Here is an 11,447-nt window from a genome sequence, read left to right on the forward strand (position 1 = left end):
GGCCGCATCCTCTCCGCTGTGCAACGATTCAACAATAATTGTTGCATCGTTCCGAGTTGTTGGCAATGTCCTCGGCGGTAGATTCGACCTCGATGGTCGCCAATCCGTTGTTTGCGCTGCTCGGGGCGCCAGACGAGTCCGACGCCGATGCCCCCATCCTGCGGGCCGCGCTGGAGCAGTTCGCCTTGACCGGTGTCCGGCGGACCAGTACCGACGACATCGCCCGCCGCGCCGGGATCAACCGCGCCACGCTCTACCGGCGACTGGGCGCCAAGAGCGATATCGTCGCGGCCGCGTTCCTCTACGAGGCCGGGCGGGTGCTGACGCAGATCGACTCCGGCACCGGCATGTTGGCCGACCATCCGGCCGACGCCGAGATCGATGACTACATCGTGCGGTTCTGCACCACGACCCTGGTCACGTTGCGCGACAACCGATTACTGCACCAGCTGCTCGAGGTGGACCGTGACGAGACACTGCGAGCGCTGACGATCGGAGCCGGTGACGTGGTCGAGCTGGCGTCGGCGTTCCTCGCCGAGCGCATCCGGTTGGTGCGGGAGCGCTCCGGCGGCTCGACCGACGCAAGCGAGATCGCTTCCCTGTCAGCGGTGCTGGCCCGGCTGACCCAGTCGCTGCTGCTGACGCCGGGTGGGCCGCCGCACTTGCACACCCACGCCGAGATCACGGCGTTCTCCGCCTCGGTGTTGGTTCCGCTGATCCGCGGGCGGGCTTAGTTCTCCGGAACGGTGATCGGTATCGGTATCGGCACCAAGGGGATTCGCAGGTACTCGGTGGTCATCGGCACGGTCGTGGTCGGCGGCGCGGTGGTGCTCGGCGGCGCGGTGGTGCTCGGCGGCGCGGTCGTGGTCGGGGGTGCCGTCGTCGTGGTGGGCGGCGCGGTGGTGCTCGGCGGCGCGGTCGTGGTCGGCGGCGGTGCCGGTGTGGTGGCCGCCGGCGGAGGTGGCGGGGCGGGCGTGCTGGGAGCCGGAGGCGGTGGCAACTCGCTGGACGGCGGGGTGGGCGGCGCCACCACGGCACTGGTCTCCGGCTGCACTGGGGCTTGCTCCTCGGAGTTGCGCGCCAAGCTGTAAAGCGCGCCGGCGACCGCGATCAGCGCAACCAGGATGCCGAAACCGAGTGCGTACAGCGGTAGCCGCGACGGATGGCGGCGACCGGGGACCGGCGCCGGGGGCGGCGGGGTAACCGGTCGGCGTCCGGTGCCCGGCGACTGGTCGTAGCGGTCCTCGACGTAGGGCACCGGTTCGGCGCCGGCGCTGCCGTCCTCCTGCGACCAGGCGTAGGCGTCCACGACACCGGAACCGGGGCCTGACGTAACCGTCGGCGCCAGCTGGGTCGCTCCGATTGCGTCCGCTTCCCGGGTGACATCGTCGGCCTGCGGGTCGTACATATGCTGATTACCTTGGATCGACAACGGCTAGGGGTCGCGACCACGTTAGGGGCACGGCCCGGTGAGCCGCCACCGCCGAGACCATAAGGTTATACAACCGTTAGCGGCAACGACTTTCGGGTGCGGAACTGGAAGGTCGCACCGCCGCTGACCTTGGTCACCATCACCTCGGGCAACTCCTTGGCCTCGGTGTCGGTCTCGGTCAGTTGTGCCGTCCACTCGTCGTCGGACCCCCCGACGCTCACCCGCAGCAGCGGGTTGACCGCGGTCGCGATGGCCTGCAACGGGTTGACCTCGGCCGGCGAACACAGCGAAATCCAGGCACCGTCGTCGTGCGCAGGTGAGCGACGCACCGCAATCCGGTCCTCACCGATCTCGGCGCGCACGTAGCCCGCCGGATTGAGCAACGGGTGCAACTCGAAGGTGCGCAGCGCCCCGGCGATGTCGTCGGAGAGCCGCATGGCGTCCTTGATGCGCATCGCGCCCAGCCCTGCCAGCCCGGTCAGCTGACGGCGGCCCACCGAGACCGCCAGCTCGTCGGTCTCGGCCCGCGCGCGCACCGCCAGCGCGAACGACAGGTACAGCAGGTGCATCTGCAGACACACCTCATCGGCGATCCGGACCAGTGCCGAGTGGGAGAACGCGGTGAAGTCGACATCGGACAGCAGCGGCCCGGTGTAGTCCGACAGTCCCTCGGCGGCCGGATCGATCTCGCCGAGTTGCCAGGTGGCCGCGTTGGTTTCGCTGATCACCGCCAACGCGGGGATCGGCTGGGCGTCCGGATAGGACTCGTCGATGATGACGGTCCAGCAGCAGTGCGGCTGCCGGTCCGCCGGCGTGCGGGGCGGCCGGTGTACGGGGCGGCACTGCGCCTTCACGTTGGTCGCCACCGCGGTGGCGTCGAACGTCGGGTCCTCGATGGTGTGGCACATGCCGAAGACGTAGTCCTCGCCCATCGGCTCCACGTCGAGCAACGCGCCGCAGCTGGCCAACTCGAATTCGCCGTTCCAGCGGTCGTGGACGGTGAAGCGGAAGTCCATGAACTGCGGCGGTGAGCCGATGTCGAACTGCAGGCCCTTGAAGATGGTGGGCACATCGTCGCCGACGTAGCCCAGCGCCCGTTGCATGCGCTGGGTGTAGACCGGACTCGAGCCCGCCCACTCCTCGATGGCGATCTGCAGCATCTCCTCACGGCCGAACTCTTGGATGCACCAGGCCATCCCGGAGCGGTCGATCATGTGCCCGATCAGCAACAGCTCGGGTACCAGCACGGCCAACTCGTCGCGCGACAGCGACGCATACCTGGATTCGGTCACGGAAGAAAAAATAGACCCGACTATGTTATAAAGTCAACAATGGGTATTTCCGCTGGCACCACCGCGTCTCCCGGACCGACCCGGCGAACCACCGCGCCCCGCAAGCGCGGCGACGACACTCGTGCCCGGATCATCGAGGAGACGGTGCGCTGCATCACCGACGAGGGCTTCGGCGCGGCCACCGCCAAGCACGTCGCCGAACGGGCCGGGGTGACATGGGGCGTCATCCAGTACCACTTCGGCGACCGCAACGGGCTGCTGATGGCCGTGGTCGACGACGGCGTCGCCCGGTTGCTGACGAGCCTGTCGGCGGTCGACGTCGGCGGACTGGGACTGCGGCAGCGCATCGAGGCCGTCGTCGACACCGCGTGGCGCTGCTACGCCAGCCCGACCTCACTGGCGGCGTTCGAGATCCTGCGAGCCACCCGCGGCAGCCTCGGCGAGCAGTCCCACGAGCACCTGCTGCAGATGAACTCCGCGATCAACCGGCTGGGCGTGCTGGTCTCCGATGATCCGGCGGATTCCGGTGTGGTCGAGGTGATCTGGGCGTCGCTGCGGGGAATCGTGTTGGCACAGATGATCGTCGGCGGCGAATTCGACTGGCAAGCCGAACGGCGGGCACTGATCGACATGGTCAGCCACTACTTGGAGCGCGAGCGCCGATAACCTACGCGGACTGGTCTGAAGGCCCGGTGCGCCAATGGGTCGGCAGCGGCCGCCCCTCCCGCGGTCGATTGTGATACGCCCAGGATGACGCCAACCAGCCGTTGCCGTTGGTCAGCGTGGTGATGGGCTGGCCGTCCTGCTCCTCGTTCTTCTTGCCCGTCTTCTGGCCGCGAGCACCACTGGTGTCGGTCACTGCGCCCTGCCCGGCGGTCGTTCCCATCAGCGCCTCGTGGAACGCCGTGCCCGGCGGCAAAGCGGTGACGGCCGGGGCGTCGGCAGCGGCCAGGGTGAATGCGGTCGCCCGCAGCTGCGGTGCCGCGCTGGCCCATCTCGGCGGTACCGACAGTCGCCCGACCGGGACCGCCCGGCCCATGCCGGCACCGACCGCCGGCGTCGTGGACGACGACAGCACACCGCGCGGGCCCAGCCCCTCGAACGTCAACGCACCCTCGACGCCACCGCGGACGAACAGCAGCCGTCCCCAGCCGGCGCCGTTGCTGACCACGGTGTACATGCTGGAGTCGAAGCTGATCCCGCTGGCGGCGACGCTGGTATAGGGCGTCAGCGGATTCAGCAGATCGGCCAGCGACTCCGACGACGTACCCGACGTGCCGCTCGATGTCGATAGTTGGTGCAGCACGCTGTGTATCGCGCCATTGAGGTGTGCATGAGCACTGGTTCCGGCCGCATGTGAGGCCGCAGCGGACTGAACGCCGGGGCCGGCCGGGTTGGTGGTGCGCGGCGGCTGGTCCACGGTCGGCAGGGCGCTGGCCGGCGTAGCAACCGCTGCATACCCGTACATCGCGACGGCGTCCTGCGCCCACATCTCGCCGTAGTGCGCTTCGGTGGCGGCGATGGCCGGAGTGTTCTGGCCCAGGAAGTTGGTGGCGACCAGCGCCGCGAGCAATGCCCGATTGGCGGCCACCTCGGCCGGCGGCACGGTCGCGGCAAACGCGGCCTCGTAGGCCGCCGCCACCGTCTTGGCCTGGATGGCGGTCTGCTCGGCCTTGACGCAGTTGGCCTGCAGCCACGCCACGTACGGCATCGCCGCATTGACCATCGCCGCCGATGCGGGGCCAGACCATTCGTGGCCGGTCAGGCTCGCGATCACCTCCGCATACCCGACGGCGGCCACCTCCAGGTCGGCGGCAAGGACATCCCAGGCCGAGGCCGCCGCCAGCATCGGCGCCGCCCCGGGGCCGGTGTACATCCGCCCGGAATTGACCTCCGGGGGGAGCAGCGCGAAATCCACCCCGGCTCCCACTCAGCCCGCGGCCGGCGGTCGGGGCACGACCGTGCGTCGATTCGAAACGGCGCGAGACGTCGCTGCGCCCAGGCCGCGACCCGCGAGGGTGCCGAGCATGGTCTCGCCGAATGCCGTTCCCGGCAGGCCGCCGGCAACGGCCCCCGGCACCCCCGGGGCAGGCAGGGCCGCCCCGGCCGGACCGACGGCTGAAGCCAGCGTGGCCGGCATCGCCCAGCCGTGCGGCACCGACAATCCCCCGATCCGCAACGCGCTGCCCGCGCTCGCCGACAGCCCGGCGCCCAAGCCACCGCCGCCCAAGCCACCACCCAGACCGCCACCGCCCAGGCCCAACCCGCCGAGGCCCAAACCGGCCGGCCCGATCATCGGCGGGTTGAGGATTTCGCCCAAGCCGCCCGGGTTTTCGGCCGTGAAGGCGGCCAGACCGATGCCATTGTTGATATTGCTGAGCATGTTCGCGGTGCCAGACCAACCCGTCATGGTGGCGCTCATGCCCTGCGTCGCCAGCCCGGTGAACGGCGAGAACTGACCGATGATCGACGTCACCGAGGTGAGCAGACCCGACACCCCGTCGGTGACGCCGCTGCCGGCGGCCGTGGCGCCGGCCTGGGTCACCGCCGCGGACTGAGCGGCCTGGCCGGACGCGTTGGTCGTCGGTGGCGGCTGACCGAATGCGGTCAGCGTCGACGCGGCAGCCGAAGAACTCGCGTAGCGGTACATCGCGGCGGCGTCCTGGGCCCACATCTCGGCGTACTGGCGTTCGGCCTCACCGATCGCCGGGGAGTTCTGTCCGAAGAAGTTGGTGGCGACAAGCCCATTGAGCAGGACCCGGTTGGCCGCGATCACCGGCGGTGGCACCACCGCCGCGAGCGCCGTCACATACGCCTCCGCGGCGGCCGCGGCCTGTCGGGACGTCTGCTCCGCCTGCGCACCGGTGCCGCGCAGCCACGCCACGTACGGCTGGGCGGCGGCAGCCATCGCGGCCGCGGCCGGGCCGGCCCACGAGCCGGCGGCCAACCCCGACGTCACCGAGTCGTATCCGGCCGCGGCGGTGTGCAGTTCGGCGGCCAGCTGCTCCCACTCCGCCGCGGCGGTCAGCATTGATCCGGACCCGGGCCCTGCGTAGATGCGACCGGAGTTGATCTCCGGGGGCAGAACACTATAGTCCAGGTACATCACAGCCCCTTAGCAGCTAACCCACAGTTCGCCTGTAGTTCTCCGAGAAGTCACCCGGCGATGAGGAAACGCCGCCGAAGTGAACTCGGGGTTACGGTCAGGTGGTCAGCACAGTGGCGCGTCGATGAAATCTGCGGCGCACCGGACCGGCTGGTCGCCGCCGAGGTAGCGCCGATGCAGATCAGACGGTTGGTGTTCACCCGCTATTCACGTCATGGCAGGTGGTGATTAATCCCGGGCCGCGATGCTTTCAACACTGTGAAGCACGCACGATGGATTCTGACCGCGATCAGCGCCGCCGCGCTGGTCGGGCTCGGCGCGCCGGCACACGCCGACACTGATCCGGATGTCGCGTTCCTCAACGCGATCGACCAGGCAGGCATCGAATACACCGACCCGCAGGAGGCCGTGGCCGTCGGACGCCAGGTCTGTGACTACCTGCACGCCGGACACCAGACCGACGGCGCCGCCCGCGCGCTGCGGATCTCCAACCGCGGCTTGTCAGTGAAAAACGCCGCCCGATTCGTGATGGTCGCGCGAACTTCGTACTGCCCCAACTGACTAACCGGCCGACGGAGGACACGATGAGGGCTCGCAAACCCACGGTGGCGGTGTTCGCGATGGCAGGTCTGATAGGGCTGGCCGCCCCGGCCGCCGCCGAACCCGGCGACGCCGGTTTCCTCGGCGCACTCGACCAGATGGGCATCTCCTACCCGAACCCGGCCGACGCGGTGGCCGGCGGTCAGGCGGTATGCCGGTACATCGCCGAGGGACACAGCGTCAATCAGGCGGCCAAGGGCGTCAAGAACGCCAATCCGAGCCTGACCCTGACCAAGGCATCGCAATTCGTCGGTATCGCGCGAGCCACCTACTGCGCGGAGGTGTAACGACCGTCACCGGCGCGCTATTGCGCGATTGCCATGACCGCCCCGGGTCGCAGCCACTGGATGATCTGCACCAGCTTGGCGTCGTCGATGGCCACGCAACCCGCAGTCGGGCCGCCGTCGGTGGTGTGAAAGAAGAATGCCGCGCCGTCACCGGGGGTGCGGGCGGTGTTGACGCCCATCACCACCGCATGCTTGTACTGCGGAATCTGGAGGTTCTCGCTCTCGCCGGTGTCGAACGGGCACTGTTGCTTCTTGCAGACCTGCATGGTGTTGAAAGTCGGGCTGTGGTCGTCACCGTCCCACCAGTGGTCCGGACCGACCTGGACATACTGCAGTCCGCCACCGGGATTCGGCGCGGTGCCGAACGCATACGGCAGCGTGAACACGCCCATCGGGGTGGCGGGGTAGCCGCTCTTGGCCTGCTGCGCCATCCCGGCGGAACCGACGTGGGCGGGTATGCCGGCCGCCACCGGTTGCCACCCCGTCGCGCTGCGCTGGTAGACGTCCATCTTGGCGTCGGAACCGCCGACCCCGACCACCGAGATCACCTGGGCCGCGTTCCCCACTGACCGCGCAAACCACGGCGTGACATCGGCTTGGGCGCCGGGCGCCGCCACCAGCGCCGTGGCGGCGGTGCACAGGGCAGCGCAGAACACGCTCAGCAGTCGGCGCATCGGCTCATCATCGGCGGGTGCCGCGGGAGCGTCAAACACCGGTCCCGGCGCGCCGGGTCACGGTTCGGCACGGCGCGGTAGGTCTTCGACCGGCGCCTCGTCCTTGAGCAGACCACGCGACGACAGATAGCCGCGGAAGTACTCCCGGTGCTCGGGACAGGTCAGCCACACCTTGCGACGTTCGGGGGTGTGCAGCTTCGGGTTGTTCCACAGCATGCCGAACGTCGCGACGGCGCTGCAGCCCTTACGCGAGCACACGAGTGCCCCCACCGGGTCGGCGTCATAGCTGGTCATCTCCTCAAGCCTGCCACGGTTTGAGTAACAGCACCCAGGCCGTCAGATACGCCCAGCCCAGCGCCCAGCCGGCCAGCACGTCGGAGGGATGGTGCACGCCCAGCGCCACCCGGGCGATGCCGACTGCGGCCACCACCAGCGCACCGCCGCCGACGGCCGCCACCCGGGCGCTGCCCCGCAGCACCGGCAACACCAGCACCAACAGTGCACCCACCGCGACCGTCACCCCGAGCGCGTGCCCGGACGGAAACGACGACGACGATGCGGTCGCCAACGCGGTCACCGGGCGGGGCCGGTCGACCGAGGCCTTGGCCGCGGCGGTCAGCAGGCCGCTCAACTCCACCGTCAGCAACAGGAACAGTGCCGGCCGCAACCGGCGCCGCAGCAACGCGACCACCACCGCCACCATGGCCAGCACCCGGAACACGGCCGGTGCGAAGACGGTGGACAACCCGTCCCAGAACCGCACCCACGCCGGGTGTTTGACCCCGATGTCGTAACTGGCGTCGAGCGCCGCGGCATCGACGGTGGCCAGCCAGCCCCAGCCCTGCCGGTAGCCCACCAGCATCAGGGCACAGACCGCCGCCGCGACAACGACCGAGACCAGTGCGGAGACGCGCGCCGCCGACGGCCTCATGACGTCGGATCGCGCCGCACGCCGACGCTCCGCAGGTCCGGCCAGGGCGGGCGGCGCAGCACCGCCAGCGATGCGATCACCGCCGACACCAGGCCGGTGAGCACTCCCACCAAGGCGATCCGGTCGGCGTTGACGGCGGCCACCCACCTGGCCTTGTCACCGCGGATCACCATGACGCCCAGCGGCGTGGCGGTCACCGCCGAACCGTCGCGGCCGGCCTGAATGCGGGTGGCGGTGATGACCGTGGCGCCGTCGGGGGTCTGGTGCGGTTCGCCGTAGACCAGCGCACCGGTGGAGCCGGCGGACAGCTTATCCAGCAGTTCCGAACGTTTCATGGCGGGCATCCCTTCGTGTGACTCCTACCATGATCGCGTGGCCGATCCGTCCTTCACCGCGCAGGAGCGCCGAGCCGTCTACCGGGTGATCGCCGAACGGCGCGACATGCGCCGCTTCCTTCCCGACAGCACCGTCGACCCGAACGTGCTGACACGCCTGCTGGCCGCGGCGCACGCCGCGCCCAGCGTGGGGCTCATGCAGCCGTGGCGGTTCGTCCGGATCACCGACGACACCCTGCGGCAACGCATCCACACGCTGGTCGACGAGGAACGTCACCGCACCGCTCGCGCGCTAGGGCGGCGCGAACAGGAGTTCCTGGCACTGAAGGTGGAAGGCATCCGCGACTGCGCCGAACTGCTGGTGGTGGCGCTGCGCGATGGTAGAGGTGCCCACATCTTCGGCCGCCGCACGCTGCCACAGATGGACCTGGCATCGGTGTCGTGCGCCATCCAGAACCTGTGGCTGGCGGCCCGCGCCGAGGGGCTGGGCATGGGGTGGGTCTCGCTGTTCGAACCGCGGCCGCTGGCGCAACTGTTGGGTATGCCCGCCGACGCGGAGCCGGTGGCGATCCTGTGCCTGGGCCCGGTTCCGGAGTTTCCGGATCGGCCGGCGCTGGAACTGGACGACTGGGCCTACCGGAAACCCTTGAGCGAGTTCATCTCCGAGAACAGCTGGGAGCAACCATGAGCGACGACGAGGCGGCCGCGGTCCAGCGGATCTGGTCCGGGCTCGGGTTGCCGGGAATCATCGACGTGCATACCCATTTCATGCCGAAACCGGTGATGGACAAGGTGTGGAATTACTTCGACTCGGCAGGCCCGATGGTGGGACGCAGCTGGCCCATCACCTACCGCACCGACGAGGCCCACCGTGTCGAGACACTGCGGTCCTTCGGAGTGCGCCGATTCACCTCACTGGTCTATCCGCACAAGCCGCAGATGGCGGCGTGGCTGAACCAATGGTCGGCCGAATTCGCCCGCGAGACACCGGATTGTCTGTCCACTGCGACGTTCTACCCCGAGCCGGGGGCGGCCGACTACGTCGGTGCGGCCATCCACGCCGGCACCCGGCTGTTCAAGGCACACATCCAGGTCGGCGACTACGACCCCAACGATCCGCTACTCGACGATGTTTGGGGAATGATCTCCGATTCCGGCATCCCGGTCGTGACCCACTGCGGCTCCGGACCACAACCCGGGCGGTTCACCGGTCCCGAACCGGTTCGGCGACTGCTGCGCCGTCACCCGCGGCTGCCGCTGATCGTCGCGCACATGGGTATGCCCGAATACGGTGAATTCCTCGACATCTGCCTGGATTCGGCCGCTGTGCACCTGGACACCACCATGGCGTTCACCGCGTTCGTCGACGAAATGATGCCCTTTCCGGCCGGTGAGCAGGCGCGACTGCGTGACGCCGGTGAGCGGATCGTATTCGGCAGCGACTTTCCGAACATCCCGTACCGGTACCGCGACGCACTGACCGCCGTCACCGCAGTTCCCGGCATCGACGACGGCTGGCTGCGGGGCGTGCTCTACGACAATGCCGCCCGATTGTTCGAGATCGCGCTACCATCCGCTTGACAGAAAGGCCGGCGACCGTGACCACTGACGCCACTCCGTCCATCCCGGTCCCCGATGTTCCGGGCGCCGACGCGGGCCCGAGGGGCCTGCCCGAGCGCAGCGAGTTGTCGTTGCGGGACAAGCTGATCGTCGACGCGTCGGCGTTCGCCGATATCGGCCTGCGAACCGCGGTCGCATCCATGGTCGCGGCGTCGATGATTCCGTCGGTGCTGACCACCGCGATCGGGCGCGAACAGTCGCGGCGGGAACGGGAACGACTGGCGTTCTACGCCGAGTTGGCCGCAGCAGGCGACCCGGCCAGATCCTTTCCGGCGCCGACGACGCTGCCGCGGATCTGCTCGCGGCGGGCCAACCCGCTCGCTGAGCGGGTGGCGCGCGGCACGGTGGAGAACGTGTCGTTCCACAGCGGCTTCGAAGCCGTCAACCCGGCCATGAGGGATTCTTGGAACACTCTGGGCCAGAACAATATCGCGCGGTTTCAGCACTGGCGTCACGACGACGGGCCGCGGCCGACGCTGTGCGTCATCCACGGTTTCATGGGATCGGCGTATCTGTTCAACGGCCTGTTCTTCTCACTGCCGTGGTTCTACCGGTCCGGCTACGACGTCGTGTTGTTCACCCTGCCGTTTCACGGCCGGCGCGCCGAGAAGTACTCGCCCTTCAGCGGATACGGTATCTTCTCGCACGGCTTGGCGGGTTTTGCCGAGGCGATGGCCCAAGCCGTCCACGATTTCCGCTCGGTGGTCGACTATCTGGAGTTCACCGGCGTCGACCGCATCGCGTTGACCGGCCTGTCATTGGGCGGTTACACCAGCGCACTGCTCGCCGCGGTCGAGCCCCGGCTGCAGGCGGTGATCCCGAATGTTCCAGTGGTCTCGGTCGATTCGGAGATCCGCGACTGGTTCCCGGCCAACAAGGTGGTACAGGCCGGTCAACTGCTGGGCCGGGTCGACCACGGCGCGTTCACCGACGCGACGGCGTACCATTCGCCGCTGAACTACCCGCCGCTGGTGGCTAAGGACCGCCGGCTGATCATCACCGGCCTGGGTGACCGGTTGGCACCGCCCGAGCAGTCCGAGATGCTCTGGCGGCACTGGGATCGATGTGCGCTGCACTGGTTCCCGGGGAACCACGTGCTGCATGTCAGCCAGCCGACCTACCTGCGCCGGATGACCGCATTTCTGCGCGGATACATGTTCTGACGCCGAT

The 11,447-nt window shown here is 68.9% G+C and carries 15 protein-coding genes; 7 read left to right on the forward strand and 8 right to left on the reverse strand.

Annotation, left to right across the window (positions count from 1 at the left end):
- Positions 1-65 precede the first annotated feature (65 nt).
- Positions 66-734 (forward strand): TetR/AcrR family transcriptional regulator, encoded by a 669-nt coding sequence (locus tag BST10_RS04265; RefSeq protein WP_235673678.1) that lies wholly within the window; start codon positions 66-68, stop codon positions 732-734.
- On the opposite strand, the gene BST10_RS22905 is transcribed toward BST10_RS04265, so the two are convergent.
- Both BST10_RS22905 and BST10_RS04275 read right to left on the reverse strand, forming a co-directional pair.
- Positions 731-1,408, reverse strand: coding sequence for a hypothetical protein (locus BST10_RS22905; RefSeq protein ID WP_133054401.1), 678 nt, complete (start codon positions 1,406-1,408; stop codon positions 731-733). The two genes, BST10_RS04265 and BST10_RS22905, sit on opposite strands and share 4 nt — an antisense overlap.
- Positions 1,409-1,497: 89 nt before the next feature.
- Positions 1,498-2,724, reverse strand: coding sequence for a hypothetical protein (locus BST10_RS04275; RefSeq protein WP_083036519.1), 1,227 nt, complete (start codon positions 2,722-2,724; stop codon positions 1,498-1,500).
- 39 nt (positions 2,725-2,763) lie between these two features.
- On the opposite strand from BST10_RS04275, the gene BST10_RS04280 reads away from it, so the two are divergent.
- Entirely contained in the window at positions 2,764-3,390 is a 627-nt protein-coding gene (locus BST10_RS04280; protein WP_013827254.1) for a TetR/AcrR family transcriptional regulator, read from the forward strand.
- A 1-nt stretch (position 3,391) separates the two neighbouring features.
- Here BST10_RS04280 and BST10_RS04285 read toward each other — a convergent pair whose 3' ends face one another.
- Positions 3,392-4,642, reverse strand: coding sequence for a PPE family protein (locus tag BST10_RS04285; protein WP_133054402.1), 1,251 nt, complete (start codon positions 4,640-4,642; stop codon positions 3,392-3,394).
- Positions 4,643-4,654: 12 nt separating this feature from the next.
- Positions 4,655-5,830, reverse strand: a complete 1,176-nt coding sequence (locus BST10_RS04290; protein ID WP_235673677.1) for a PPE family protein — start codon at positions 5,828-5,830, stop codon at positions 4,655-4,657.
- A 258-nt stretch (positions 5,831-6,088) separates the two neighbouring features.
- Here BST10_RS04290 and BST10_RS04295 point away from each other — a divergent pair, with 258 nt between their 5' ends.
- Both BST10_RS04295 and BST10_RS04300 read left to right on the forward strand, forming a co-directional pair.
- The gene (locus BST10_RS04295; protein WP_013827251.1) at positions 6,089-6,391 is read left to right on the forward strand and encodes a DUF732 domain-containing protein; all 303 of its coding nucleotides are present in this window, start codon (positions 6,089-6,091) and stop codon (positions 6,389-6,391) included.
- A 23-nt stretch (positions 6,392-6,414) separates the two neighbouring features.
- Entirely contained in the window at positions 6,415-6,717 is a 303-nt protein-coding gene (locus BST10_RS04300) for a DUF732 domain-containing protein (RefSeq protein ID WP_013827250.1), read from the forward strand.
- Between the two features lie 17 nt (positions 6,718-6,734).
- On the opposite strand, the gene BST10_RS04305 is transcribed toward BST10_RS04300, so the two are convergent.
- The 4 genes from BST10_RS04305 to BST10_RS04320 are packed head-to-tail and all read right to left on the reverse strand — an operon-like array spanning position 6,735 to position 8,657.
- On the reverse strand, positions 6,735-7,391 hold the full coding sequence (locus BST10_RS04305; RefSeq protein ID WP_013827249.1) for a L,D-transpeptidase family protein: 657 nt from the start codon (positions 7,389-7,391) through the stop codon (positions 6,735-6,737).
- Between the two features lie 57 nt (positions 7,392-7,448).
- Entirely contained in the window at positions 7,449-7,685 is a 237-nt protein-coding gene (locus BST10_RS04310) for a hypothetical protein (protein ID WP_013827248.1), read from the reverse strand.
- Between the two features lie 4 nt (positions 7,686-7,689).
- Positions 7,690-8,322, reverse strand: a complete 633-nt coding sequence (locus BST10_RS04315) for a phosphatase PAP2 family protein (protein WP_049792816.1) — start codon at positions 8,320-8,322, stop codon at positions 7,690-7,692.
- Entirely contained in the window at positions 8,319-8,657 is a 339-nt protein-coding gene (locus tag BST10_RS04320) for a hypothetical protein (RefSeq protein ID WP_083036524.1), read from the reverse strand. The genes BST10_RS04315 and BST10_RS04320 overlap by 4 nt, the downstream gene beginning before the upstream one ends.
- On the opposite strand from BST10_RS04320, the gene bluB reads away from it, so the two are divergent.
- The 3 genes from bluB to BST10_RS04335 are packed head-to-tail and all read left to right on the forward strand — an operon-like array spanning position 8,656 to position 11,440.
- Complete coding sequence (gene bluB / locus BST10_RS04325) at positions 8,656-9,345, forward strand: 5,6-dimethylbenzimidazole synthase (protein ID WP_083036527.1); 690 nt, start codon at positions 8,656-8,658, stop codon at positions 9,343-9,345. The genes BST10_RS04320 and bluB overlap by 2 nt on opposite strands.
- On the forward strand, positions 9,342-10,238 hold the full coding sequence (locus BST10_RS04330) for an amidohydrolase family protein (protein WP_083036530.1): 897 nt from the start codon (positions 9,342-9,344) through the stop codon (positions 10,236-10,238). Before bluB ends, BST10_RS04330 begins: the two co-directional genes overlap by 4 nt.
- A gap of 17 nt (positions 10,239-10,255) precedes the next feature.
- Complete coding sequence (locus tag BST10_RS04335; RefSeq protein WP_083036532.1) at positions 10,256-11,440, forward strand: alpha/beta hydrolase family protein; 1,185 nt, start codon at positions 10,256-10,258, stop codon at positions 11,438-11,440.
- Positions 11,441-11,447 lie beyond the last annotated feature (7 nt).

Source organism: Mycolicibacter algericus DSM 45454 (genome assembly GCF_002086455.1).
In the GTDB taxonomy this organism is placed as follows: Bacteria; Actinomycetota; Actinomycetes; order Mycobacteriales; family Mycobacteriaceae; genus Mycobacterium; species Mycobacterium algericum.

Coding starts and splice junctions, on each gene's coding strand:
- BST10_RS04265 (WP_235673678.1), top strand. CDS start 66: ATGTCCTCGGCGGTAGATTCGACCTCGATGGTCGCCAATCCGTTGTTT.
- BST10_RS22905 (WP_133054401.1), bottom strand. CDS start 1,408: ATGTACGACCCGCAGGCCGACGATGTCACCCGGGAAGCGGACGCAATC.
- BST10_RS04280 (WP_013827254.1), top strand. CDS start 2,764: ATGGGTATTTCCGCTGGCACCACCGCGTCTCCCGGACCGACCCGGCGA.
- BST10_RS04290 (WP_235673677.1), bottom strand. CDS start 5,830: ATGTACCTGGACTATAGTGTTCTGCCCCCGGAGATCAACTCCGGTCGC.
- BST10_RS04300 (WP_013827250.1), top strand. CDS start 6,415: ATGAGGGCTCGCAAACCCACGGTGGCGGTGTTCGCGATGGCAGGTCTG.
- BST10_RS04305 (WP_013827249.1), bottom strand. CDS start 7,391: ATGCGCCGACTGCTGAGCGTGTTCTGCGCTGCCCTGTGCACCGCCGCC.
- BST10_RS04310 (WP_013827248.1), bottom strand. CDS start 7,685: ATGACCAGCTATGACGCCGACCCGGTGGGGGCACTCGTGTGCTCGCGT.
- BST10_RS04315 (WP_049792816.1), bottom strand. CDS start 8,322: ATGAGGCCGTCGGCGGCGCGCGTCTCCGCACTGGTCTCGGTCGTTGTC.
- bluB (WP_083036527.1), top strand. CDS start 8,656: ATGGCGGGCATCCCTTCGTGTGACTCCTACCATGATCGCGTGGCCGAT.
- BST10_RS04320 (WP_083036524.1), bottom strand. CDS start 8,657: ATGAAACGTTCGGAACTGCTGGATAAGCTGTCCGCCGGCTCCACCGGT.
- BST10_RS04330 (WP_083036530.1), top strand. CDS start 9,342: ATGAGCGACGACGAGGCGGCCGCGGTCCAGCGGATCTGGTCCGGGCTC.